Annotated in this window: 22 protein-coding genes; 11 read left to right on the forward strand and 11 right to left on the reverse strand. The window is 63.8% G+C overall.

Going from position 1 to position 25572, the window contains the following annotated elements; all coding sequences use genetic code 11:
• Positions 1-103 precede the first annotated feature (103 nt).
• Positions 104-1027: a translation elongation factor Ts gene (gene tsf, locus C7451_RS15460; protein WP_110299860.1), complete on the reverse strand. Its 924-nt coding sequence runs from the start codon at positions 1025-1027 to the stop codon at positions 104-106.
• 123 nt (positions 1028-1150) lie between these two features.
• Positions 1151-1933: a 30S ribosomal protein S2 gene (rpsB, locus tag C7451_RS15465; protein ID WP_110299861.1), complete on the reverse strand. Its 783-nt coding sequence runs from the start codon at positions 1931-1933 to the stop codon at positions 1151-1153.
• Positions 1934-2280: 347 nt separating this feature from the next.
• On the opposite strand from rpsB, the gene C7451_RS15470 reads away from it, so the two are divergent.
• Positions 2281-2556 (forward strand): hypothetical protein, encoded by a 276-nt coding sequence (locus tag C7451_RS15470; RefSeq protein ID WP_110299862.1) that lies wholly within the window; start codon positions 2281-2283, stop codon positions 2554-2556.
• Here the strand turns inward: C7451_RS15470 and C7451_RS15475 are convergent.
• Entirely contained in the window at positions 2525-3346 is an 822-nt protein-coding gene (locus tag C7451_RS15475; protein ID WP_110299863.1) for a CDP-alcohol phosphatidyltransferase family protein, read from the reverse strand. The genes C7451_RS15470 and C7451_RS15475 overlap by 32 nt on opposite strands.
• Positions 3347-3395: 49 nt before the next feature.
• On the reverse strand, positions 3396-4130 hold the full coding sequence (locus tag C7451_RS15480; RefSeq protein WP_110299864.1) for a phosphatidylserine decarboxylase: 735 nt from the start codon (positions 4128-4130) through the stop codon (positions 3396-3398).
• A 198-nt stretch (positions 4131-4328) separates the two neighbouring features.
• Here C7451_RS15480 and C7451_RS15485 point away from each other — a divergent pair, with 198 nt between their 5' ends.
• The 3 genes from C7451_RS15485 to C7451_RS15495 all read left to right on the forward strand — a co-directional run bounded on the left by C7451_RS15485 (position 4329) and on the right by C7451_RS15495 (position 9022).
• Complete coding sequence (locus C7451_RS15485; protein WP_110299865.1) at positions 4329-5549, forward strand: NADP-dependent isocitrate dehydrogenase; 1221 nt, start codon at positions 4329-4331, stop codon at positions 5547-5549.
• Positions 5550-5556: 7 nt separating this feature from the next.
• The gene (locus C7451_RS15490) at positions 5557-7188 is read left to right on the forward strand and encodes a carbon-nitrogen hydrolase family protein (RefSeq protein ID WP_110299866.1); all 1632 of its coding nucleotides are present in this window, start codon (positions 5557-5559) and stop codon (positions 7186-7188) included.
• Positions 7189-7249: 61 nt separating this feature from the next.
• On the forward strand, positions 7250-9022 hold the full coding sequence (locus C7451_RS15495; protein ID WP_110299867.1) for a cation:proton antiporter domain-containing protein: 1773 nt from the start codon (positions 7250-7252) through the stop codon (positions 9020-9022).
• A gap of 50 nt (positions 9023-9072) precedes the next feature.
• Here C7451_RS15495 and rlmN read toward each other — a convergent pair whose 3' ends face one another.
• On the reverse strand, positions 9073-10326 hold the full coding sequence (gene rlmN / locus C7451_RS15500) for a 23S rRNA (adenine(2503)-C(2))-methyltransferase RlmN (protein WP_482758281.1): 1254 nt from the start codon (positions 10324-10326) through the stop codon (positions 9073-9075).
• A gap of 80 nt (positions 10327-10406) precedes the next feature.
• Here rlmN and C7451_RS15505 point away from each other — a divergent pair, with 80 nt between their 5' ends.
• A complete protein-coding gene (locus C7451_RS15505) occupies positions 10407-10817 on the forward strand; it encodes a low affinity iron permease family protein (protein ID WP_110299869.1) in 411 nt (136 codons plus the stop codon).
• On the opposite strand, the gene C7451_RS15510 is transcribed toward C7451_RS15505, so the two are convergent.
• Positions 10814-11305, reverse strand: a complete 492-nt coding sequence (locus tag C7451_RS15510) for a hypothetical protein (protein ID WP_110299870.1) — start codon at positions 11303-11305, stop codon at positions 10814-10816. The two genes, C7451_RS15505 and C7451_RS15510, sit on opposite strands and share 4 nt — an antisense overlap.
• Positions 11302-11958: a histidine phosphatase family protein gene (locus C7451_RS15515; RefSeq protein WP_110299871.1), complete on the reverse strand. Its 657-nt coding sequence runs from the start codon at positions 11956-11958 to the stop codon at positions 11302-11304. Before C7451_RS15515 ends, C7451_RS15510 begins: the two co-directional genes overlap by 4 nt.
• Positions 11959-12146: 188 nt before the next feature.
• On the opposite strand from C7451_RS15515, the gene dnaN reads away from it, so the two are divergent.
• Complete coding sequence (gene dnaN / locus C7451_RS15520) at positions 12147-13265, forward strand: DNA polymerase III subunit beta (protein WP_110299872.1); 1119 nt, start codon at positions 12147-12149, stop codon at positions 13263-13265.
• 298 nt (positions 13266-13563) lie between these two features.
• On the opposite strand, the gene C7451_RS15525 is transcribed toward dnaN, so the two are convergent.
• Both C7451_RS15525 and gltX read right to left on the reverse strand, forming a co-directional pair.
• On the reverse strand, positions 13564-14847 hold the full coding sequence (locus tag C7451_RS15525) for a citrate synthase (RefSeq protein ID WP_110299873.1): 1284 nt from the start codon (positions 14845-14847) through the stop codon (positions 13564-13566).
• A 72-nt stretch (positions 14848-14919) separates the two neighbouring features.
• Positions 14920-16380: a glutamate--tRNA ligase gene (gltX, locus tag C7451_RS15530; RefSeq protein ID WP_244181953.1), complete on the reverse strand. Its 1461-nt coding sequence runs from the start codon at positions 16378-16380 to the stop codon at positions 14920-14922.
• Positions 16381-16453: 73 nt separating this feature from the next.
• Here gltX and C7451_RS15535 point away from each other — a divergent pair, with 73 nt between their 5' ends.
• A complete protein-coding gene (locus C7451_RS15535) occupies positions 16454-18619 on the forward strand; it encodes a ComEC/Rec2 family competence protein (protein WP_110299874.1) in 2166 nt (721 codons plus the stop codon).
• Here C7451_RS15535 and C7451_RS15540 read toward each other — a convergent pair.
• Positions 18600-19982, reverse strand: a complete 1383-nt coding sequence (locus tag C7451_RS15540) for an L-serine ammonia-lyase (protein WP_110299875.1) — start codon at positions 19980-19982, stop codon at positions 18600-18602. The two genes, C7451_RS15535 and C7451_RS15540, sit on opposite strands and share 20 nt — an antisense overlap.
• A gap of 27 nt (positions 19983-20009) precedes the next feature.
• Positions 20010-21983, reverse strand: coding sequence for a S9 family peptidase (locus C7451_RS15545; protein ID WP_110299904.1), 1974 nt, complete (start codon positions 21981-21983; stop codon positions 20010-20012).
• Positions 21984-22102: 119 nt separating this feature from the next.
• Here C7451_RS15545 and pabB point away from each other — a divergent pair, with 119 nt between their 5' ends.
• The 4 genes from pabB to C7451_RS15560 all read left to right on the forward strand — a co-directional run bounded on the left by pabB (position 22103) and on the right by C7451_RS15560 (position 25518).
• Complete coding sequence (gene pabB / locus C7451_RS15550; RefSeq protein WP_110299876.1) at positions 22103-23935, forward strand: aminodeoxychorismate synthase component I; 1833 nt, start codon at positions 22103-22105, stop codon at positions 23933-23935.
• Positions 23936-24152: 217 nt separating this feature from the next.
• The gene (locus C7451_RS20020; protein WP_167398572.1) at positions 24153-24296 is read left to right on the forward strand and encodes a hypothetical protein; all 144 of its coding nucleotides are present in this window, start codon (positions 24153-24155) and stop codon (positions 24294-24296) included.
• Positions 24293-24994, forward strand: a complete 702-nt coding sequence (gene msrA, locus C7451_RS15555) for a peptide-methionine (S)-S-oxide reductase MsrA (RefSeq protein ID WP_110299877.1) — start codon at positions 24293-24295, stop codon at positions 24992-24994. The genes C7451_RS20020 and msrA overlap by 4 nt, the downstream gene beginning before the upstream one ends.
• Before the next feature lie 50 nt (positions 24995-25044).
• Positions 25045-25518: a Fur family transcriptional regulator gene (locus tag C7451_RS15560; RefSeq protein WP_110299878.1), complete on the forward strand. Its 474-nt coding sequence runs from the start codon at positions 25045-25047 to the stop codon at positions 25516-25518.
• Positions 25519-25572 lie beyond the last annotated feature (54 nt).

Below are 25572 nucleotides of genomic sequence, written 5' to 3' on the forward strand. Positions count from 1 at the left end.
GGAACTGGGCCGGCCGGTGAAGCCCTTGTGTCAGGACTGCCGACACAAAAGCGGCGGGCGGCCCGGAAGCCACCCGCCGTTTCGTGTGTGTCAGCGCTGGAGCTTAGAGACCAGCAGCTGCCGCGACTTCGGCCGCGAAGTCGGTTTCTTCCTTCTCGATGCCTTCGCCGAGCTGGAAGCGGACATAGTCCTTGAGAGTGATCTTGCCGCCCGCATCCTTGGCAGCCTTGGCCACCACGTCGGCGATCGGGGTCTTGTTGTCGATCACGAACAGCTGGCTGAGCAGCGCGTTTTCCTTGGCGAACTTGGCAATCGCACCGTCGACCATCTTGGCCTGCACTTCGGCGGGCTTGCCGCTTTCGGCAGCCTTTTCCTCGGCGATCTTGCGTTCGCGCGCGATCAGCTCGGCGTCGAGGCCATCAGCATTGAGTGCCAGCGGGAAGGCAGCGGCAATGTGCATGCCGATCTGCTTGCCCAGCGGCTCGAGCACGTCGGCAGCAACATCGCCTTCGAGCGCGACCAGCACGCCGATCTTGCCGAGGTTCGGTGCGACGGCATTGTGCATGTAAGAGACGACCACGCCCTGATCGACCGAGACGGTCTTGATGCGGCGGATCGACTGGTTCTCGCCGATGGTGGCGATCGAACTGGTCAGCTTGTCGCCGACGCTGCCGCCATCGGGATATTCAGCCGACTTGAGCGCTTCGACATCGTCACCCGTGGTCAGCGCGACCGAGGTCACCTTGCGGACGAAATCCTGGAACTGGTCGTTCTTGGCGACGAAGTCGGTTTCGCTGTTCACTTCAACGGCGACACCCTTGAGGCCAGCGACTTCGATGCCCACCAGACCTTCGGCAGCGGTGCGGCTCGACTTCTTCTGCGCGGTGGCGAGGCCCTTGGCGCGCAGTGCGTCGACAGCGGCTTCGATATCGCCATTGGCTTCGGTCAGCGCCTTCTTGGCGTCCATCATGCCGGCGCCGGTGCGCTCGCGCAGTTCCTTGACAGTAGCAGCGGTTACAACAGCCATGTTCGTGTTCCTTGTTTTGAATATGGACGCAGGGGCCACAGGTGCGGGCCATTGCCCGGCCCGTAGCCCCTGCATGTGTCAGTTTTGTGCCAGCGGGGCAGGGCGAAGCCCCGCCCGGCCAGATTATGCAGCGTCGCCGGTCTCGGCAGCGGCTTCTGCCAGCGCCGCTTCTGCCGGCGGCTCGGCCATTTCACCGACGTCCGCACCCGAGGCGACCGCAGCACCGGTGCGGCCCTTGGTGGCAGCAGCGGCAACCGCGTCGCAATAGAGGCGAACGGCGCGAGCGGCGTCGTCATTGGCGGGAACCGGGAAGGCGATGCCCTGCGGATCGACGTTCGAGTCGAGGATCGCGATCACCGGGATGCCCAGAACATTGGCTTCCTTGATGGCGAGGTCTTCCTTGTTCGCGTCGATCACGAACATCACGTCGGGAATGCCGCCCATGTCGCGAATGCCGCCGAGCGAAAGTTCCAGCTTGTCGCGCTCGCGGGTCAGCTGCAGAACTTCCTTCTTGGTGAAACCCGAGGTGTCGCCGGCGAGCTGCTCTTCGAGCATCTTCAGGCGCTTGATCGAACCCGAGATTGTCTTCCAGTTGGTAAGCATGCCGCCCAGCCAGCGGTGGTTGACGAAATGCTGGCCGCTGGCGCGGGCGGCCTCGGCGATCGGGGCCTGAGCCTGGCGCTTGGTGCCGACGAACAGAACCTTGCCGCCGGCCTGAACGGTGGCGGAGACGAACTCGAGGGCGCGCGCGAACAGCGGCACGGTCTGCGACAGGTCGAGGATGTGGATGCCGTTGCGGGCGCCGAAAATGTACGGCTTCATGCGCGGGTTCCAGCGGTGGGTCTGGTGGCCGAAATGCGCGCCGGCTTCGATCAATTGCTGCATGGTGACGACAGGTGCCGCCATAGGGATTTCCTTTCCGGTTGTGCCTCTGGAAGACGGGAACCTTGTGGGCCTGACCCTCAAAGGGTGGCCGGGGCACCGGTATGTGTGTCTTCCATGTGGATTGACCGTGACCCATTGCCACGGACGAGCGCGCCCTTACGGGCATTGCGCCCGGAAATCCAGCACGAAATGTTGTGCCTTGAACTTTTTGCGCTTGACGGAACGGAACAGGAGTGGAACAAAGGGTATACAGAACAGGTTAAGTGTTCAGGATCGTCCCGGATTGGAACCAATATCTGTCCACCGAGTTATCCACAATGCGTCGATGCGCTGTGTCGCACATCGGACGCGAGCCAGGATGTAGCGCCATGTTTGCTGTTGCCATTGCCCTTTTCTTCGCCGCTGCCGCTGTCGGAGCGGTGCTGGTGATTGCCCAGTCCTTTGCGGGATCTGCCGAGCGCTTCGACGCGCTGTTCACGGCCTATCGGCTGGCAGGGCAGGGGCGTGTGGCTGAGGGTCAGATGCGGCAGCCGGCGCGGTACGTCCCGGCCCAGGCCCCGGATTACGCCCCGCGGATCGTCGTGCAGATGCCCGTCCGCGCGCCTAGCCGCGTCAATTCGCTGGATTGGCGCGCTGCTGCCTGACCTTGGCATAGGATCGTATGCCGAACGGAATGAGCGTCAGATAGATCAGGCAGATCGCCGTCAGGGTAATGAATGGAACGGTCAGCAGCGACGCTGCGGTGATCGCAAAGACCGCCAGCGCCTCTAGCCGGATGTTCTTGCGGAGATTCAGCGATGACCAGCTGAACGTGGCAACGTTCGAAATCATCAGAAACGCAATCAGCAGGACCCATGGACCGATTACGCTATAGTGACGGAACATCTCCTCACCGGTCTCGATCCAGAGATAGAGGGGCAACATGGCCAGGCCGGCTCCGGCAGGTGCGGGAATGCCTGTGAGATATCCTGCGGACTTGTGCGGCTGATCTTCCAGATCAATTTGCGCATTGAACCTTGCCAGACGCAGCGCGCAGCAGACAGCGAGCGCAAGGGCGATCAGCCAGCCGAAGCGCGGCAGTTCGTTCAGCGACCACAAAAACAGCACCATTGCCGGGGAGACGCCGAAGGCGATCGAATCAGCGAGGGAGTCGAGCTCGGCGCCGAAGCGGCTCTGCGCCTTCAGCATCCGTGCGACGCGGCCGTCAATGCCATCGAGCACGCCCGCCAGCACGATCGCACCGGCGGCAAGCGGCCATTGTTCCTGCAAGGCGAAACGAATCCCTGTGAGACCGCAGCACATGGCGCTCGCCGTGATCGCGTTGGGCACCATGGCGCGCAGCGTAAGCCCTTCGCGCAGGCGAAAGCGCCGTCCCGCCAGATATCGTATGGGTCCGCGACGACCCCGTCGGTCCAGCGGGTCAGGTGCAGTCATGCAGGGATCCTCCAGGGCAGCAGGTCAAGCGGGAGGGCCGGGGCAAGCATCAGTGCGCAATGCCCTCGCGCATCGGTGCATCGTTGACGATGCCGAGCACGGTTTCCCCGGCAACAATGCGCTGGCCCTTGACCACGGCCGGCGCAGTTCCGCCGGGCAGATAGACGTCCACCCGGCTACCGAAGCGGATCAGCCCGACGCGCTGGCCCACCGCCACGAAATCGCCTTCCTTCACGAAGGGCACGATCCGCCGTGCGACGAGCCCGGCGATCTGGGTGAAGCCGATGCGCAGACCGTCACTGCGTTCGATCATGACATGCTGGCGCTCGTTCTCGTCGCTTGCCTTGTCGAGATCGGCATTGAGGAACTTGCCCGATATATAGACGATGCGGCGGATCGTGCCGCCAATCGGTGCCCGGTTGATATGGACATCGAAAACACTCATGAAAATCGATATGCGCCACAACGGTGCCGATCCCAGGCCCTCCGGATCGGAAAGCTCAGCAGGCGGTGCAACTTCCTGGATGAGGGTTACCAGCCCATCGGCAGGCGCAATGATGAAGCGTTCGTCCAGTGGTGTGACGCGGGCAGGGTCCCGGAAGAAGGCGAGCACCCACAGCGTTATTCCGCCCATCGGCCAGGCCAGCGTTTCCCATGCCATCAGCGCGAAGATGAGCGTGATGCCCGCTGCGATAACGGCGAATTTGCGACCTTCGGGATGGACCGGCGGCAGGCTCCAGTTTGCCAGGCCCTTGCCCCGGTTATCCAGTAATTCTTGCGACATGCAGGCCCTCTTAGGGACAGGATGCGGGTGTGACAACGCCCTAGCCCCAAGCCTGCGACGAAATGCTCCGCTGCGACATCGAGCTGCGATTGATCCGCACTAGCGACAACGGCGCGACAAGGTTGAAACCTCGCCCGACTTTGCTAAGAGCGACGCAGTTTTTCCGATTCCTCCCTAGCAAGAAGGCGCAAATCCCGCATGGCAAAGATCAAGGTGGCCAAGCCCGTCGTCGAAATCGACGGCGATGAAATGACCCGCATCATCTGGGAGTGGATCCGCGAACGCCTGATCCTGCCCTATCTGGACATCGACCTGAAATATTACGACCTGTCGATCCAGAAGCGCGACGAGACCAACGACAAGATCACCGTCGACGCGTCGAACGCGATCCGCGAGCATGGCGTCGGCGTCAAGTGCGCCACCATCACGCCCGACGAGGCGCGCGTCGAGGAATTCAACCTCAAGAAGATGTGGAAGTCGCCCAACGGCACCATCCGCAATATCCTGGGCGGCGTTGTATTCCGCGAGCCGATCGTGATCTCGAACATCCCGCGGCTGGTGCCCGGCTGGACCGACCCGATCGTGGTCGGCCGTCATGCGTTCGGTGACCAGTACAAGGCGACCGATTTCCGCGTGCCCGGTCCCGGCAAGCTGCGTCTGGTGTTCGAGGGCGAGGACGGCACCACGATCGACGAGGAAGTGTTCCAGTTCCCCTCGTCGGGCGTCGCCATGGCGATGTACAATCTCGATGATTCGATCGCCGACTTTGCGCGCGCGTCAATGAACTATGGTCTCGATCGCGGCTGGCCGACCTATCTATCGACCAAGAACACGATCCTCAAGGCCTATGACGGCCGCTTCAAGGACATCTTCGAAGAGGTGTACGAGAAGGAATTCAAGGCGCAGTTCGAAGCTGCGGGTATCACCTATCAGCACCGCCTGATCGACGACATGGTGGCCTCGGCGCTGAAATGGTCGGGCAAGTTCGTCTGGGCGTGCAAGAACTATGACGGCGACGTGCAGTCGGACACCGTGGCACAGGGCTTCGGTTCGCTCGGCCTGATGACGTCGGTGCTGATGACCCCCGATGGCAAGACGGTCGAGGCGGAAGCCGCGCACGGTACCGTCACCCGCCACTATCGCATGCATGAACAGGGCAAGGCGACCTCGACCAACCCGATCGCTTCGATCTTCGCCTGGACGCGCGGTCTGATCTATCGCGGCCGCTTCGACGAAACGCCCGAAGTGGTGCGCTTTGCCGAAACGCTCGAGCGTGTCTGCATCGAGACCGTCGAACAGGGTTCGATGACCAAGGATCTTGCGATCCTGATCGGCCCCGATCAGGCCTGGATGACCACCGAGCAGTTCTTCGAGGCAATCCGGGTTAACCTCGAAACCGAAATGGGTACCTGGGCGTAAAGCGTTGATGGCACAGCGCAGCAAGGCTCGACTTGAAGTAAGGCAGGCCCGAAGGGGCGACATTCCCGGGATATCCGCGCTCGTCGAGCGCGCTTATCCCGGTCTGCCCCCTTACAAGTTCGGCGAGTTGCGCGGCCAGCTCAACAATTTTCCGCAGGGCCAGTTCGTCGCCATTCTGGATGGCGAGATCGTAGGCTATTGCGCCTCTTCCCGGGTCACCGAAGCCATGGCCTTCGCCCCGCACGACTGGGAGGAGATCAGCGGCAACGGCTTCGGCACGCGCCATGTTCCGACCGGCGAATGGCTTTACGGTTATGAAATGTGCGTCGACCCCGCCCAGCGCGGGGTCCGCATCGGCAAGCGGCTATACGAGGCGCGGCGCGCGCTGGCCGAACAGCTCGATCTCAACGGCATCGTCTTTGCCGGACGGATTCCGGGATATGATCGTGCCAAGCGCACCAAAAAGGCTGAAAGTCCCGAAGATTATCTGGCCAAGGTCGTCGACGGCAAGCTGCGCGATCCTGTGATCGGGTTCCAGATTGCGAACGGCTTTGCGCCGGTCGGCATCCTCAAGCGCTATCTTCCCGAAGACAGGCAATCCCGAGGCCACGCTGTGCACATGGTGTGGCGCAACCCCTATGTGAATCCTGACGAGCCGCCCAAGCACCGCGTCCCGCGCGGCGTCGAAAGCGTGCGCCTCGCCACCGTCCAGTTCCAGGCGCGCGCGGTCGCGAATTTCGAGGAGTTCGTCCGCAACGTCGAGTATTTCGTCGATGTGGCAGCGGATTACCGGGCAGACTTCGTACTGTTTCCCGAGATGTTCACCATGTCGTTGCTCTCCTTCGCCAAGAAGAAGATGGGGCCGCAGGAGGCGATCGAGGCGCTCAGCGAATTCACCCCGCGCATCCGCGACGAACTCACGCGGATGGCCATGGAGTACAACATCAACATCATCGGGGGATCGCACCCCACCCGTGCCGATGATGGCGACATCCAGAATATCGCGCTGGTGGCTTTGCGCGATGGCTCGATCCATTCGCAGGAAAAGATCCATCCGACCCCCAACGAGCGCTACTGGTGGAAGATCAAGGGCGGCGACACGATCGATGCGATCCAGACCGATTGTGGTCCGATCGGCGTGCTCATCTGTTATGACAGCGAGTTTCCGGAGCTGGCACGCCGCCTGGCCGACGAGGGGGCGCGGATCATCTTCGTGCCCTTCTGCACCGACAGCCGCGAGGCCTATATGCGCGTCCGGTACTGCTGCCAGGCGCGAGCAATCGAGAACCAGTGCTATGTCGTCATGTCGGGCAATGTCGGCAATCTGCCCGATGTCGAGAACATGGACATCCAATATGCCCAAAGCTGCATCCTGACGCCCTGCGACCTGCCGTTCGCGCGTGATGGCATCGCGGCGGAAGCGAGCGAGAATGTCGAGACGCTGACGATCAGCGACGTGAATCTCGATGACCTGAGCTGGGCCCGGCACGAAGGCACTGTGCGCAATCTGGGTGATCGTCGATACGACCTGTACCATATCGAATGGGACCGCGCCGTCGGCCGCGGCCATGCCGCTGCCAAGCGCGATCGGGCCCGCCAGACCGCGCCAGCGGGGCCTCAGGGCGGAGGCGGAGGCTGATCGCTTCCATTTCCGAGATTTATGGCTGACATGCTGTCCCTTATCCGCCATGAATTGATTCATGCACAATCCACTCGACAATCCCGTTTTCAGTGACGCTCTCGTCATTCTCGGGGCAGCAGGGATCGTCATCCCGGCCTTTGCCCGGTTCCGGATCACGCCGATCATCGGGTTTCTGCTGATCGGTATCCTGGTTGGCCCGTCGGGGCTCGGTTCGCTGGTCGACGAATATCCCTGGCTCTACCACGTCACAATCACCGATGCGGAGTCGATCGAGCCCTATGCGGAGTTCGGCATCATCCTGTTGCTGTTCACCATCGGGCTTGAGCTTTCGTTCAAGCGGCTTTGGTCCTTGCGAAAGCTGGTCTTCGGAGTGGGCGCCGCCGAGTTGCTGCTGTCCGCGCTCATCATCGGCACGGCGCTGAATGCGGTCGGGCAGAACTGGGGCGGTGCCATCGGACTCGGGCTGGCGCTCGCACTTTCCTCGACCGCTCTGGTGCTTCCGATGGCTGGAACGACATCGCCGGTCGGCCGGGCAGCGCTTGCCATGCTTCTGTTCGAGGATGTCGCGATCGTTCCGATCATCTTCCTGCTCGGTGCGCTGGCCCCGACTGCGGGCATGACGGGCCCCAGCAACCTGGGCCTGACGCTGCTGCTTGGTGTAGCCACCGTGCTCGCGATGCTGGTCCTCGGTCGCATGATCCTGCCGCGCATGTTCGCCCAGGCCGCGCGGACGAAAAGCCCGGAACTGTTTCTTGCCGCCAGTCTTCTCGTCGTCATCACCGCCAGCCTGGCGACCGCTTCGGTCGGGCTGTCTCCGATTGTCGGGGCGTTGCTTGCGGGTCTGATCATCGCGGAGACCGAATATCACGGCGAGGTCGAGATCCTGATCGAGCCTTTCAAGGGACTGGCGCTGGGCGTGTTCCTGATCACGGTCGGCATGTCTATCGACCTAAGGGTGATCATGGCCAACTGGCAGGCACTTGCCGTTGCGGTGATCGGTGTCGTGGTGGTCAAGGCGGTGGTGACGGGACTGTTGCTCCGCGTCGCAGGGGCCCGGCGCGGGACGGCGGCCGAAGCCGGCGTGCTGATGGCCAGTCCATCCGAAACGACCCTGATCGTTCTGGCTGCTGCTGTGCAGGCGCAGTTGATCCAGTCCTCGACCGCGCAATTCTGGCAGATTGTCACTGCCATCGGCCTCACGATCACGCCGCTCCTCGCCAAGCTGGGGCACAGCATGGCGCGGCATCTGGAAATGCGCGCCAGCGATGCGGCGCCGATCGATCAATCAGACATTGCCAATGATCGCACGGTCATCTTCGGCTATGGCCGTGTCGGCGAGATCATCGCCGATATGCTCAAGGAGCATGGCCAGCCGTTCGTTGCCGTCGAGTCAAACGTCGATGTCGTGCTGGCCGCGCGGCGTGCCGGCGTTCCGATCGTCTTCGGCGATGTCGCCCGGCCCGAACTGCTCGACCGGTTGCGGCTCGGTCACGCCCGCGCGCTGATCCTGACCATGGACGACCCGGTACTGGCGGTGCAGATCGTTCGCCGGGTGCACGGCTGGGTACCCGATCTCACGATCATTGCCCGCGCGCGCGATACCGACCATGCGAGCGAACTCTACCGCGCCGGCGCAACCCTGGCAGTGCCCGAAGCGCTCGAAAGCTCGCTGCAGCTGTCCGAAGCGCTGCTGGTCGATCTGGGTATCGCCATGGGCCATGTCATCGCCTCGATCCACGGCAAGCGCGACGAACTGCGCCGCCGGATCATGGAGGAGGGCGGGTTGGACCAGAAACCTGCGCTGCGTTCGGGCGAGGCGCCTGCGGGATAGAGCTCCGCCAAAAATCCTCCCCCAGCAGGCTGTGGGAGGTTTGCTTCGCCCTAGCCCAAAGCCGCCTGCTTTTCTTCCGCGAGCCGGTCGAGCTCGGCGCGGCTCTTCTTTTCGGACGCCGATTTCAGCTGGCCGCACGCCGCCATGATGTCGCGGCCGCGCGGGGTGCGCACGGGGGCGCTGATGCCGCCTTCGAACACGATGTCCGAAAAGCGCTTGATGCGATCGGGATCCGAGCACTCGTACGCCGCGCCGGGCCAGGGGTTGAACGGGATCAGGTTCACCTTCGCGGGCAGGCCATAGCCCTTGAGCAGCCGCACCAGCTCGCGCGCATCGTCGTCGCTGTCGTTCTTGTCCTTGAGCATCACATATTCAAAGGTGATGCGCCGCGCATTGCTCGCGCCGGGATAGTCCGCGCAGGCCTGGAGCAGCTGTTCGAGCCCGTATTTGCGGTTCAGGGGCACGATCTCGTCGCGCACCTCCTTGGTTACCGCGTGCAGCGAGACCGCGAGATTGACGCCGATTTCCTCGCCGCAGCGCGCCATCATCGGCACGACGCCGCTGGTCGACAGCGTGATGCGCCGCTTGGATAGCGCCAGGCCGTCGCCGTGCATCACGACCTTCATCGCGTCGCGGACATGATCGAAATTGTACAAGGGCTCGCCCATGCCCATCAGCACGATATTGGTGAGCAGGCGCCCATCGGCAGTATAGGCGGCGGCGTCTTCGTCCTCGTCGAGCCGGTCCATCGCGCCCTTCGGCCATTCGCCCAGCGCATCGCGCGCCAGCATGACCTGGCCGACAATCTCCCCCGGCGTCAGGTTGCGCACCAGCCGCATCGTGCCGGTATGGCAGAAGCGGCAGTTGAGCGTGCAGCCGACCTGGCTTGAGATGCACAGCGTGCCGCGGTCCGCATCGGGGATGAAGACCATCTCGTAATCCTGGCCGTCATCGGTGCGCAGCAGCCACTTGCGCGTGCCATCGCTCGAGACCTGCGCCTCGACGATCTCGGGACGGCCGATCACGAAGCGTTCGGCGAGCCAGGGGCGCATCGGCTTGGCGATATCGGTCATCGCGTCGAAATCGGTGACGCCGCGATGGTAGATCCAGTGGAACAGCTGCTTGGAGCGCAGCTTGGCCTGCTTGCGGTCGAGCCCGGCGGCTTCGAGCAGCGCGGCGATATCCTCGCGCGCCAGGCCCATCAGGTCGCTGCGGCCATCGGCGCGCGGCGTGATCGCCCGCGGCACGGGCACGGGGTCGATATGGCCCGGAATGGGCATGGAGATCGGAGTTTCGGCGTTCATGGCGGCGCACATAGTCAAATTCGGTCGCAATTGCTAGCTGTGCTGCTGGCCGAGCGCCGCGCAACCCGTCAGGAGCCCCCATGGATCGTTTCTTCACCGTGATTGCCACTCGTGTCGCCTGGCTGGTCGGCAGACCGTTTGCCTTTTTCGCCGCGACCTTGATCATCGTGATCTGGGGGGTGACCGGACCGGTGTTCGGCTATTCGGATACCTGGCAGCTGGTGATCAACACCGGCACCACGATCATCACCTTCCTGATGGTCTTCGTCATCCAGAACAGCCAGAACCGCGATGCGGCGGCGATGCAGGCCAAGCTCGACGAACTGATCCGCGCGCAGCAGGACGCGCGCAATGCGTTCATTGGCATCGAGCATCTGACAGATGTGCAGATCGATGCGATCCGCGCGGCGCTGGAAGAGGAGGGGCACGCCAGAGCCGACCATCACAAGGCGGCCCATGCCAGTGTCGAGCGGCTGCTCGAGCGGATCTAGCTCCGGCGCGCGCAGCCCAGAGCGGCGGCGTCCATCGCGGTCGCGGCGCCTTTGAGCAGATAAAGATCGCGGATCGCATTGCCGCGTCCATCCTCGCTGCTGGCGCTCATTTCACGGGCGGAGCGCATTGCGGCGATGATGGCAGCGTCCATCGTCTTGTCCCTGGCCCAGGCATCGCCACCGCCGCCGGTCAGGCGAAAGCGGCGGATGCCAATGGTCAGCGTGACGCTCTGCCCCTTGGCCATGGCGCGGCTGAGACGCAGATGGAACTGGCCGCGCACGCCGCGTTTCGGCCAATAGCCGATGCTAGCAAAGGGGCGATACTGGCGGGTGCCGCGCACCGCGTCAGGCTGGGCGATCGCATAGCAGCGCGGCACCTGCGGATCGCGGAATGCGCCCCAGGCGTCGAACACGCCCAGGCTGTCGCGCGCCTGCGCTGCCGGAACGAGCGCCGTGATCAGTGCAAGCGCGGCGAGGCATCGCCTCACGCATGGCCTCCGCCGGTGCCGGTGACGACGACATCTTCGGTGCCGTTCTCGATCATCACCACCGATCCCTGGGGCAGGCCGGGCGCGATCGGTGCACCGAATTGCGGATGTATCGGCAGACCCAGCAGCACACCGCGCAGAACGCGGCTGGAAATGCCATGCATGATGACCAGCCGGTCGCCCGGTTCGCCGGCATGATCGGCCAGCCAGCCGATGACGCGCTCAGCGATCTGCGGATAGGTCTCGCCATCGGGGGCAGGGGTGAGCAGCATGTCTGCGCTCACGATGGGGCCGACTTCGCCCACCACCTCGGCATAATAGCGCCCGCCCCAGCAGCCCATGCCGATCTCGGCGAGGCGCATGTCGCGCTCGGCATCGTGCCAGTCGAGCCCGAGATGTTCTGTAATCACGGCGAGTGTCTGCAACGCCCGCCCGGTATCCGAGGCCCACAGCTTCAGATCGGGCCGATGGCCGAGCACGCCTGCCAGCGCCGCGCCCATCGCATCGGCCTGCGCAAAGCCTGCGCGGGTCAGCGGCGTGTGCAGATGGTCGCCCTGCAGCCTTTTCGCGGCATTGAACACGGTCTCGCCATGGCGCGCGATGAACAGGCGACCGGGCACGGGAGGGCTGGCAAAGCGGGAATTCTGCGTCATATCGGACCCGTTTCGGCAATGGGTTGCCAATAGGCAAGTCTATCCCGTCATTTTCCACAGTTTTGGCGCGTTTGCCCGGCTATCGGCTTGCCCCTAAAGCCAATCTTGTTAATGAAGTGGGTCCGGAATCTGCCTGCACGGCAGATATGTCATTTGCTGGTGAGGCCACAGTGCCTCGGGGGATTTTCATGAAAGCGACAATCGAACGCGCGACGCTCCTCAAGAGCCTCAGCCATGTTCAGTCGGTGGTGGAACGCCGCAACACGATCCCCATCCTGTCCAACGTGCTGATCGAGGCGTCGAGCGATGGCGCGCTCCGCTTCATGGCGACCGACCTCGATTTGCAGATCGTCGAGACGATGAGCGCCTATTCGGTCGAGACCCCCGGTTCGATCACCGTATCGGCGCACACGCTGTTCGAGATCGCTCGCAAGCTGCCCGATGGCAGCCAGGTGATGCTCGATGCGGCGGATGGCAAGATGCTGGTCCGCGCGGGCCGCAGCCGGTTCACACTGCCGACGCTGCCGCGCGACGATTTCCCGGTGATTGCCGAGGGCGACCTGCCGACCAGCTTCGAACTGGCCGCAGCAGAGCTGGTGCAGATCATCGACAAGACGCGCTTTGCCATCTCGACCGAAGAGACGCGCTATTATCTGAACGGCATCTTCCTGCACGTCGCCGATGACGACCGGCCGGTACTCAAGGCTGCGGCCACTGACGGTCATCGCCTCGCGCGCGTGACGCTCGACCGGCCCGATGGCGCCGATGGCATGCCCGACGTGATCGTGCCTCGCAAATGCATCGCCGAACTGCGCAAGCTGCTCGACGAGCGTGGCGACTCGCGGGTGCAGGTGGACCTGTCCGCCAGCAAGATTCGCTTCACCCTGGGCAGCGCGATCCTGACCTCGAAGCTGATCGACGGAACCTTCCCCGATTACAGCCGCGTCATCCCGACCGCGAACGACAAGCTGCTCAAGATCGATCCACGCGCCTTCGAGCAGGGCGTCGACCGTGTCGCCACCATCGCCACCGAAAAGACCCGTGCGGTCAAGATGGCACTGGAAAAGGACAAGATCACGTTGTCGGTCACCAGCCCGGAAAACGGCACGGCGGCTGAAGAAGTAGAGGGCCAGTATGGCTCCGACGGCTTCGAGATCGGCTTCAATGCGCGCTACCTGCTCGACATCCTCGGCGAGATCGACGGCGATGTGGTGGAACTGCACCTCGCCGACAGCAGCGCGCCGACCCTGATCCGCGAAAACGACAAGGCCACCGCGCTTTACGTGCTGATGCCGATGCGCGTCTGACGCGCGCGTTCTGCTTTCAGTAAACCAGCCTCGTCATTCCCGCGGACGCGGGAATCCCGCTTCTGCGCCTACGTCCCTCGACTTCGCTCGGGACAAACGGAAGGGGGGCGCCAAGGTATTGGCCAGCTCTGTTGGCGCGGTTAGCGTCTCGAGAGCCCCTGGCCACCTCCCGCGTTCCCGAGCGAAGTCGAGGGACGTTGTGGGACGGCCTGCGATTTGTATGCCGACCCCCCATAGCAAAACGCCCTCCCGGTGAGGGGAGGGCGTTTCGTCTGTCTGGCGATGTCCGCCGGTCAGATCAGCGGTCGCCGATCTTCACATAGGGGCGCTGCGTCGGGCCGGTATAGAGCTGACGCGGGCGGCCGATCTTCTGGCCGGGGTCGGAGATCATCTCGTTCCACTGCGCGACCCAGCCGACGGTGCGCGCGAGAGCGAACAAGGCGGTGAACATAGTGGTCGGGAAGCCGATCGCCGAGAGGATCACGCCCGAATAGAAGTCGACATTGGGGAACAGCTTCTTCTCGATGAAATAGGGATCGTTGAGCGCCATTTCCTCGAGCTGCAGCGCGACTTCGAACACCGGATCGCTGACCTTGAGCGCGTCGAACACCTCGCGCACGGTCTTCTGCATGACAGTCGCGCGCGGGTCGTAGTTCTTGTAGACGCGGTGACCGAAGCCCATCAGACGGAACGGATCGTTCTTGTCCTTGGCGCGCTCGATATAGTGCGGAATCTTGTCGGGCGTGCCAATTTCGCGCAGCATGTTGAGCGCAGCTTCGTTGGCGCCGCCATGCGCCGGACCCCAGAGACAGGCGATACCGGCGGCGATGCAGGCAAACGGGTTGGCGCCCGACGAGCCGGCCAGACGCACGGTCGAGGTCGACGCGTTCTGCTCGTGGTCGGCATGCAGGATGAAGATGCGATCGAGCGCGCGCTCGACCACCGGATTGACCTCATAGGGCTCAGCCGGGACGCCGAAGGTCATCTTGAGGAAATTGCCGGTATAGGACAGCGAGTTGTCCGGATAGACGAAGGGCTGGCCGACCGAATATTTGTACGCGGCAGCCGCAATGGTCGGCATCTTTGCGATCAACCGGTGGCTCGAGATGCGACGGTGATCGGGATCGGCGATATCGGTAGAGTCGTGATAGAAGGCCGAAAGCGCGCCGACCACGCCGCACATGATCGCCATCGGGTGGGCGTCGCGACGGAAGCCGCGATAGAACTGCATCAGCTGTTCGTGCAGCATGGTGTGGCGCGAGATGGTGTAGGTGAAGCTGTCGAGCTCGTCCTTGCTCGGCAGTTCGCCGTTGAGCAGCAGGTACGAGACTTCCATGAAGCTCGAATCCTCGGCCAGTTCGCCGATCGGATAGCCGCGGTGGAGCAGGACGCCCTCGTCACCGTCGATATAGGTCAGCGCGGAATCGCAGCTGGCAGTCGAGGTAAAGCCGGGATCATAGGTGAAGCAGCCGGTTTCGGCATAGAGCTTGCGGATGTCGATGACGTCCGGGCCGATCGAGCCGGAGCGGATCGGATAACCGCTTTCCTTGTCGCCGATCTTCAATGATGCGCTGTCTGACACGGTACGTTCTCCTCCAAGCGTTTCTGCGGCAAGGCTGGCCTTGCCAAGCCGTGTAGTGTTGCGCGCAGCCGCTCAGGCGGCGACGCGCGTAACGTCATTGATCCGGGCGAGCGATTCCCCGCGGCCCAGCAGTTCGAGCACATCGAAAATACCCGGTGAGCGCGCCTGTCCGGTCAGGGCGGCGCGCAGCGGCTGGGCATAAGTGCCAAGGCCGTGCCCCTGTGCCTCGGCAAATTGGGTAAGCTTTTCCTCCAGCGCGGCAGCCGTCCATGACGGTGCTTCGGCCAGAACCGGCAATACTGTCTGCAAGACCGCGATCCCGGTTTCGTCTAGCAGGGATTTCGCTTTCTCGTCCATGCTTAACGGGCGATTCTTGAAGAGAAACTGTGCTCCTTCGGCGAGTTCGTTGAGGTCGCGTGCGCGCAGTTTCATCACCGGCATGGCGCGGCCCAACAGATCGATGCCGCCGGTGGGATCGAATTCGGGCATCAATGCCGCCACGCGCGGTGCGACCAGTGCGGCAAGCGCGGTATCGTCCATCTCGCGCAGATACTGGCCATTGAGGTTGATCAGCTTCTTGGCATCGAAGCGCGAGGGCGACTTGCCGACATTGGCGAGCGAAAACAGCTCGACCGCCTCAGTGCGCGAAATCTTCTCGCGGTCGCCATAGCCCCAGCCGAGACGCAGCAGATAGTTGAACATCGCATCGGAGACGACGCCCATGTCGTCGCGATAGGCCTCCACCCCCAGTGCGCCGTGGCGCTTGGAAAGCTTGGCGCCGTCATTGCCGTGGATCAGCGGGATATGCGCATAGACCGGCTCGGGCCAGTTCATCGCCTGGATAAGCGCGAGCTGGCGGAAGGCGTTGTTGAGATGGTCGTCGCCGCGGATGATGTGCGTCACCCCCATGTCGTGATCGTCCACGACCACCGCGAGCATATAGGTGGGGGTGCCATCGGAGCGCAGCAGGACATAATCGTCGAGTTCGCGCGTATCGACCGTGACGTTACCCTGAACCTGGTCGGCAATCGTCATCTTGCCCGATTGCGGAGCCTTGAGCCGAACGACATAGGGTGCGTCCTCGGGGGCTTCGGACGGATCACGGTCGCGCCAGCGGCCGTCGTAGCGCATCGGCAGTTTCTTCTCGCGCTGCTCGGCGCGCATCGCCTCCAGCTCTTCGGCGGTGGCGAAGCATTTGTACGCCTTGCCCGCCTCAAGCAGCTGGTGCGCGACCTCGGCATGGCGCGCGGCACGCTCGGACTGGAAAACCGGCGTGTCGTCCCAGTCGAGGCCCAGCCAGTCCAGCCCGGCAAAGATCGCATCGATCGCTTCGGGGGTGGAGCGCGCCTTGTCGGTATCCTCGATCCGCAGCAGCGCCTTGCCGCCATGGTGGCGCGCGAACAGCCAGTTGAACATTGCGGTACGCGCGCCGCCGATATGCAGGAATCCGGTCGGCGAGGGGGCAAAGCGCGTTACGACCTGTCCGCTGGACGCGCCCGCCGGAAGGACCGAATTTTCGCCGCTTGCACTCACTTGCGCTTTCCTTTCAAACTCGCCGCCGATGGCAATTTCGATCGCCTCTAGCACGGCTTTCTGGCAGCGACAAATGGCCAGTTTGCAGCGTTTTTCATGCCGCACGCCTGCCGTCGCGGCCATCGGGCGCTGGTTGCTGCAGGAGCGGGACCAGCTGCCCGTCTGGATCGTCGTCAGCTTTGGTGCAGGCATCGCTTCTTGGTTCCTGCTCCCCAGCCAGGACGTCCAGTTTGCGTTGATCGCGCTCTCGCTGGCGGGGGCCATGGGCACGCTGGCGGTGTTCCGTTCCTGGGCAAGGATGGAACTGGGCGCGCGCTGCCTGTTCCTGGGCCTTTTGATGCTGGCTGCGGGATGCGCACACATGGCCTGGCGCGCCGAGCGGGTCGGCGCCGATCCGCTCGCTGCCCCGTGGTTCGGGCCGCTGACCGGGCGGGTTGTCGAACGCGAGAGCCTGCCCGCCCGCAACATGGTGCGCCTGGTGATCGAACCTGTACCCGCGCTCGGGCTGCCACACACGGTGCGGGTCAATCTGGGCACTATGCTCGACCATCCCGCCGTGCAGCCCGGCGCGATCGTTACTGGCCGGGCACGGCTCATGCCGCCGGCACAGGCGGCGCTTCCCGGCGGGTACAGCTTCGCCCAGCGTGCGTGGTTCGAAGGGCTAGGCGCAACCGGCAGCATGCTTGACCGTCCGCGCATTCTCAGGCCTGGAACCAACGGCAGCGCGCTCGACTCGCTCCGCGCTCGGCTCTCGGCGCATATCCAGGCCTCCGTACCCGGCAGGGCAGGCGGGATCGCGGCCACGCTGGCGACCGGCGATCGCGGCGCGATCAGCGAGCAGGATGCCGAGGCTATGCGGTCGAGCGGTCTTGCGCATCTGCTCTCCATCAGCGGACTGCATGTCACTGCGCTGATCGGCGCTGTCTGGCTGCTGACGCTCCGCCTGCTGGCCCTGTTTCCACCGCTGGCGCGCGCCTGGCGCCTGCCATTGGTGGCGGCCGGGGCAGGAGCGCTGGCCGGCATTGCCTATACCTTGCTCACCGGCGCAGAGGTGCCGACGATCCGGTCCTGCGCAGCCGCCTTGCTCGTTCTGCTCGCGCTGGCGCTCGGGCGTGATCCGGTTTCGCCGCGGCTGATTGCCGCGGGCGCCATGCTGGTCCTGCTGATCTGGCCCGAAACCCTGATGGGGCCGAGCTTTCAGCTCAGCTTTGCAGCCGTCACGGCGATCGTCGCGCTGCACGATCATCCGGTCATGCGTCGTTGGGCAGGCGCGGATCTGTCGTGGCCCGGAAGGGCCGCGCGCTTCCTGGCGATGACGTTCCTGACCGGGCTGCTGATCGAATTCACCCTGATGCCGATCGCGCTGCATCATTTCGGCAAGGCGGGGCTGTACGGCGCGCTGGCGAACATGATCGCCATTCCGCTGACCACATTCATCATCATGCCGCTGGAGGCCATGGCCCTGCTACTGGATCCCTTGCATCTGAGCGCGCCGTTCTGGTGGCTGGCCGGAACGGCCATCCGGGCGCTGATCGACCTGGCGCACGCCGTCGCCGATACCCCCGGCGCAGTGGCGCTGTTCCCGCGGACAGGCGGGCATGTGTTCGCGCTGTTCGTCGTTGGCGGGTTATGGCTGGCCTTGTGGCGGACGCGCTGGCGCTGGCTGGGTCTGGTGCCGGCAGCGCTTGCGAGCTTTCTGGTCGCCGTGCAGCCGGTCCCCGATCTGCTGGTAACCGGCGATGGTCAGCACGTTGCGATCAATGCCGCCGATGGGCCGATGGTGCTGCTTCGGCGCGGGACGGGTGAATATGCATTGCAGAGCCTCAGCGAGGGTGCGGCATTCCAGGGGCAAGCGATCGCTATCGAGGATTGGCCGGGAGCACGGTGCAATGCGGATTTCTGCAGCCTTGCACTGGCGTCACATGCCGGGAATGTTGCGGTGCTGATCGGTCGCAGCCGCGAACGCGTGCCCGAACGGGCACTCGCCGCTGCCTGCCGCAGGGCGGATATCGTCATCGCCGGTCGATGGTTGCCCAAAAGCTGCCGCCCGCGCTGGCTGAAAGCCGATCGCGCAATGCTGGGTCGCACCGGTGGTCTTGCCATCTATCTTGGCAATCGCACGGTCCGCACTGTCGCCCGCGATCATGCCGGCCATCCCTGGTGGGACCGCGCCATGACGCTGCGCGAGGAGCATCGGGCGAAGGCTCTGGCAGAACGGCTCAGCACTCGACCACGTTGACCGCGAGGCCGCCCTGCGAGGTTTCCTTGTAGCGTTCGTTCATGTCGAGCCCGGTGCGGCGCATCGTCTCGATGACCTCGTCCAGGCTGACCCGGTGCGTGCCATCGCCCATCATCGCGAGACGCGCTGCCTCGATCGCCTTGACTGCGCCGACCGCGTTGCGTTCGATGCACGGCACCTGGACCAGCCCGGCCACCGGATCGCAGGTAAGACCCAGATTGTGTTCCATCCCGATCTCGGCAGCATTCTCGACCTGCATCGGCGATCCGCCCCAGGCCGCGACCAGCCCTGCGGCAGCCATCGAACAGGCAACGCCGACCTCGCCCTGGCAGCCGACCTCCGCACCCGAGATCGAGGCGTTTTCCTTGAACAGCGATCCGATGGCAGCGGCTGTCAGCAGGAAGCGTTCGACCCCGGCCTGGTTCGCACCCGGCGCAAAGCGATCATAGAAGCGCAGCACCGAAGGGATGATGCCCGCCGCGCCATTGGTCGGGGCGGTCACCACCTTGCCGCCGGCCGCGTTCTCCTCGTTCACCGCAAGCGCCCACAGGTTGACCCAGTCGATCACGGTCAGCGGGTCGGACAGCATGCGTTCCTGCCGCTCCATCAGATGTGCCATCACCAGCGGCGCGCGGCGCTTGACCTTGAGACCCCCGGGCAGAATGCCGCCGGTGCGAATGCCGCGGTCGATGCAGGCCGACATGGCTGAGGCGATCTCGGCAAGGCCTGCGGACAATTCATCCGGGTTGCGCGCGGCCAATTCGTTGGCGCGCATGATCTCTGCGATCGAGAGACCGGTTTCCGCAGCAATCGACAGCAGGTCCGCACCCGAACGGAAGACATGAGGCACGTCCCACAGCCCGCCGCCAGCCGGGGCATTGGCGCCCGTCTCGTTCTCGTCGACGATCGCGCCGCCACCCACCGAATAATACGCGCGGCGATCCAGCTCGGCACCAGCGGCATCGAAAGCGGTGAACGCCATGGCGTTGGAATGATAATCCAGCCTTTCACGCTGCAGGAACAGCAGGTCCGCCTCTTCGTCGAAGGCGATGCGGTGCTTGCCTGCAAGCTGAATGGCGCGATCGCCCCGGATCTGCGAGACCAGCAGATCGGCGGCATCGGGATCGCAACTGACCGGCTCCTCGCCCGCCAGACCCAGCAGGATGGCGCGGTCGCTGGCATGGCCCTTGCCGGTCAGCGCCAGCGAGCCATACAGACGCGTCTCGATCCGCGCGACGGCGTCCAGCAGGCCTGCATCGGCGAGGCGCTCGACGAAGCGTCCTGCAGCGACCATCGGCCCCATCGTGTGCGAACTCGAAGGACCGATGCCGATCTTGAACAGATCGAAGACGGAAGCGACCATGCGTTATCCTTGTGATCGGCGGATGTTTCAGTCGGCAGCGCCGGGCTGCGCCTCCAGCAGATGCTTCTGCCAGAAGGCGAGGGTGGCCCAGAACAGATAATCGGCATTTTCCTTGCGGCGGAAACCATGACCTTCGTTGCGGGCGAGCAGATGCCAGGCAGAGCCACCGCGCGAGCGGACCGCATCGATGATCTGGTCCGCCTCGCTTGCCGGAACACGAGGATCATTGGCGCCGGTGACGACGAACAGGGGCAGTTTCAACCGATCGACCTGAGTGAGCGGGCTGATTTCCTCAAGCTTTGCCCGCAGCGCGGGAACGCGTTCGTCACCATATTCGATGCGCCTCAGGTCTCTGCGATATTCCTCTGTATTCTCAAGGAAAGTCACGAAGTTAGAAATTGCCACGATGCAGTTTGCAGCGTTGAAGCGCCGACCATAGCGGATGGCGCTGGCATAGCACATATAGCCGCCATAGCTGCCGCCGGTAATGCCGAAATGCCTGGGGTCGAGAGTTGGAAACCTGCCCAGGCGATCGAGAAACGCGCCAATGTCCCTTACCGCATCCTCGCGGCGGAAGGGGCCGTTGTCCAGGCTCACGAACCGCTTGCCAAAGCCCGTCGAGCCTCGGACGTTGGGAAAGAACATGGCAATGCCAAGCTCGTTGATGAGATAGTTGGTGCGGCCCAGAAACCCGGCCGTTGCCTGGCCTTCGGGTCCGCCGTGGATCGACATGATCAGCGGGCGCTTGCCGGGGTGGCGCCCGGGATCGGGCCTGTAGAGCAAGCCGGAGATCGGTTCGCCGTCGAAGCTCCTGATCTCGACCAGCTCGGGGTTCACGTTGAGAGCAGGATCGAGGCCGCCCGTTTCGCTCTCGGTCCAGCGCGTGACCTTGAGCGTCGCAGGGTCAAGGCTGTAGGCGTCGCCGGGCGACTGGTTGGAATAGGCCGTGAAGCCCAGATCGCCCCAGCGGGCGAACTTGATGCCCGATCCGATCTCTCCGACCGGAAGGCCGGTGACCTGCCGGCTGGTGCCGGTGGCGATGTCATGGAGATAAAGCTGGGAAAAGCCTGCTTCATTAACCACATAGGCGATGGTCTTGCCATCTCTTGAGATATCGAAGTCGCTGATGTCCCAGCGGCCACCATCGATCACAGGGGTAAACACGCCCGTTTCGGTATCGAGCACGCCGAGACGCTGGACATCGGAGTCCTTGTCGCTCGATACCCATAGCCGCCCGTCCGGCGCGAACAGCAGCTTGCCATAAGCCACAGGGGTTGCGTCGCGCGTGACCTGCGTGATGGCACCCGTCTCGACGTTGATGATGTGCAGCTGGCTATCGGTCGCAGATATGTAATTGAACACCAGCAGGTCGCGGCCATTGGGCGCAAAGTCGATCGCCGCCCAGCCGCCGCTGTCGGTCGAAAGCACCATGCGCGCAGAACCGGGGTCGCGCGGGTCCATGACATAGATGTCGTTATAGACCCCGGTCCGCATGTTGCTGCCATAGGCGACGAAATGGCCGTCATCCGACCATGGGCCGAGCACATGGCGGCTCTTGCCATTGGTCAGCAGCATCAGCCGCCCCGAATCGAGGGCATATATCTGCGCCACCTCGTTGCCGCCCGAGTCCTTCTCGATCAGCAGCGTCGAACCGTCGGGCGACCAGCTCCCCTTGAAAATCGGCTCTTCCTCGAAGGTGACCTGCCTGCGGGCGGCGCCGGGCATGGCCACGCGGTGGAGCTGCGCGACATTGCCGAAGCGCGTCGCGACCAGCATCGACCGGTCAACGGGATGCCAGCCGACAAAGGCGGCGGTGCGATATTCCAGATAGGGCCGTGTGTCGGCCACCAGTGACTGCGCGATCGGCGGCAAGCCATCTGCGACAATGGCGGCAGGCGGCGGGACGACCGGATCGACAGCGGCCTTGTCCTGCGCTGACGCGGGCATGGCCGTGCCTGCCACCAGCGCGGTCAGCGCCAGATTCCAACCGCGCCAAAACATCCTGCGTCCCTTCTGCATCTTCTGGGTCGCCGATGTATGCGGCGCGTCCCGGCTTGGCAACTGCGCGCACAAAACTGGCCCCTATGCACAAGCCCGGCCACAGCCTAGAAGCGCGAGCCATGGACCCCAGGCCCAATCGCGATTTCCAGCCCTTCGTTCTGCTCGACGATGCCCGCAAGCAAGTTGCGAGCCCGGCGCGGTTGTACCGCGACCCGGTCCGCAGCCTGTCTGCAACGACGGCGCAGGAGCTCGATCAGCTGCTCGACGATCTGCGCCTCGCGGGGCACGAAGGGCTGCATGCGGCGGGGTATCTGACTTATGAGGCCGGCTATGCGCTGGAACCCCGGCTGAGGCCGCTGCTTGATGCTATGCCACCGCAGACCCTGGCCTGGTTCGGACTCTTCGAGCGTGACGAGCTTTTGCCACCACAGACGGTACCGGCCTGGCTGGCGGGACAGGGCGGCAGCGCGGATGCCAGTCTGGGCGCGGTGCGGCCCGCCATGACGGAAGAGGACTATCGCGCGCGTTTTGCCGAAGTGCATCGGGCGATCGCCAGCGGCGACATCTACCAGGCCAATCTGACCTTCCAGAACGAGGCGGCCGTATCGGGTCATCCGCTCGCGCTCTACCGGAGGCTGCGCGAACGCTCGGCAGCCGGCTATGGCGGGGTGGTGTTCGATGGCCGCGACTGGCTGCTCAGCCTGTCGCCCGAAATGTTCTTCTCGCTGCGCGACGGCGAGATGACCGCACGGCCGATGAAGGGCACGCGTCCGCGCGAGGCCGATCCCTTGCGCGATGCCAAGGCCGCCGAACATCTGCGTTCGTCGGAAAAGGACCGCGCCGAAAATCTGATGATCGTCGATCTGCTGCGCAACGATCTGTCGCGGGTGGCCTTGGCCGGCAGCGTTCGGGTGACCGATCTTTTCCGGATCGAGAGCTATCCCAGCGTCCACCAGATGACGTCGACCGTCCGCGCCGCGCTGGCCCCGGGCCATGATGCAATCGACATCATTCGCGCCATCTATCCGTGCGGATCGATAACCGGTGCGCCGAAGATCCGGGCGATGGAATTGCTGCGCGCCATCGAGGCAGGACCGCGCGGCATTTATTGCGGTTCGATCGGAAGGATCGATCCCTCTCGCGGCGGCAGGCCAGGGGATGCGGCGTTCAATGTTGCAATTCGCACCTTGCATCTGCCAGCCGAAGCGCAAAAGGTCAGTCTCGGGCTCGGTTCGGGCGTCGTTGCGGATTCATCGGCGGCAGACGAATGGCGCGAGTGTCTGATCAAGGGGGCGTTCTTGAAGGCGGCGACAGGCTCGGCAGCGCAGGCAGGCAGGTTCGATCTCATCGAGACCATGGGTTTCGATCCGAACCAGGGGATCATCCGCCTGGAACTGCATCTGGAACGGATGAAGGCGAGCGCTGCGGCTCTGGGCTTTTCCTTTGATCGCCATGCCGTGCGCAATGCGTTGAATCATGCGTGTTTCTTCCTCGAGGCGCCGACACGGATCCGCCTGCTGCTGGCGGCGAGCGGCGATACCGCGATCGAGATGCGGCCGATGCCTGAAGCGCTGGTCGAGCCGCTTGCAGTCGCCTTGCGGCCCATGGCCCTGGCGAGCGACGACGTTCGCCTTGCTCACAAGACGACGGATCGGGCGTGTTATGACGCACCGCGCGTCGATGCCCGGGCGCAACAGGGCGCCGATGAAGTGGTGTTCACCGACGCGACCGGCGCGCTGACCGAGGGCAGCTTCACCAGCCTGTTCGTCGAGCGCGACGGCATGCTGCTTACACCGCCGCTGGAACAGGGGCTGTTGGCGGGTGTGCTGCGGCGCGATCTTATCGAGCAGGGCAGGGCGGTCGAGGCGCGGCTGATGCCTGAAGACCTGGCCAATGGCTTCTGGCTGGGCAATTCGCTGCGCGGCCTGATGCGCGCACGGCTGATCCGCTGATCGATCAACCCTGATGTTCGCAGAAAAACCTGAACATCCGCCTGTGCCGTGGTTCACAGCGCATACAGCCGCATCAGGCACATTGGGCAGGCCCAAGCAGAACTATCCCCGGTGCTGCTTGATTCGCCCATCGGCGGCACCAGATGGATCGCCGATGTAACCCCGCAGGCGTTTTCCCCGAAACATCGGCCTGCGGATACGAGATACGAGACGAGCCATGACGCAATTGTTCAAATCGGACCTGTTCCGCAATTTCCTGGGTGGATTCCTGATCGGTGCCATCGGCATGTTCGTGCTGCTGCCCGAAGATGGCCAGGCCATCTCGGCCGCCGCCTCGACCGAAAGTTTTGCACAGCGATGAACCTGAAAGCCCGCTTCCTTCCCGCTCTGGCAGGTCTTGGCCTGCTGGGCGTCGGCGTCGCGCTCCTCGACACCGGCAGCGCTGCGCTTGCGGCCGAGGAAGCCAGGATCATTCCTGCACCGCGGCTCAAGGCGGTCGAAAGCGGGAAGCAGCGCGTGGCCATCTTTGCCGGCGGGTGCTTCTGGGGCGTCGAGGGCGTGTTCAGCCATGTGAAGGGCGTGAAGAGCGCCGTGTCCGGCTATCATGGCGACACGAAGGCCAGCGCGACCTATGACGCGGTGTCAGGGGGAGCAACCCGCCATGCCGAGGCCGTTCGCGTGGTCTATGATCCGGCACAGGTAAGTTATGGCCAGCTGCTCCAGATCTTCTTCTCTGTGGTCGCAGACCCTACCACCCTGAATCGCCAGGGCCCGGACCGGGGAACGCAATATCGCACAGCGCTGATTCCCGCCGACAAGAGCCAGGCCCAGGTCGCAAAGGCCTATATTGCCGAACTCGACAAGTCGGGCGTCTGGCAGAAGCGGATCGTCACCGCAATCGAGCCCTACAAGACCTTCTATCCCGCCGAAACCTATCATCAGGATTTCATGTTCAAGAATCCCGATCACCCCTACATCCTGCGATGGGATGCGGTGAAAGTCAGCAATTTCAAGCGGACCTTTCCTGCGCTCTACAACGCAAGGGCGGTTCGGGGTTGATCGCGCCTGCGCCCATTGCAACCTGCAATCGGGATGCGTAGATAGGCGGCATGTCCACCGTCACCGACCATGGCCACAAGCACCGCGAGCATGAGGGCGAAGACCTTGCCGTCGCGGCGCGCCGCTCGCTCGAAGCTGCTGGCGAGCAGTGGACCGAGATGCGCGAGTCGATTTTTGCTGCACTTGCGGAAATCGAGAAGCCCGCCTCGGCTTATGATATTGCCGATTCCGTCAGTCGCAAGCGCGGCAAGCGCGTGGCGCCCAACTCGGTCTATCGCATTCTCGACCTTTTCGTGCGGACCAATCTTGCGCGGCGGGTCGAGAGTATCAACGCCTATATCGCCAACTCCCATCCCGGTTGCGTGCACGACTGCATCTTTCTGGTGTGCGATTCCTGCGGAAATGCGACCCATATCGATGACGACGGACTGTCTCGCAGCGTCCGCCAGACGGCGGAGGCGGCGGGCTATGCCGATATCCGTCCGGTCATAGAGGTGCGCGGTCGCTGCGCAGCATGTGACTGAAATTCCGCATTTGCGGATCTGTCCAAAAAACTTTACACTCAAGACCGTCATCCA

It is taken from the genome of Blastomonas natatoria (genome assembly GCF_003201955.1).
GTDB lineage: Bacteria > Pseudomonadota > Alphaproteobacteria > Sphingomonadales > Sphingomonadaceae > Blastomonas > Blastomonas natatoria.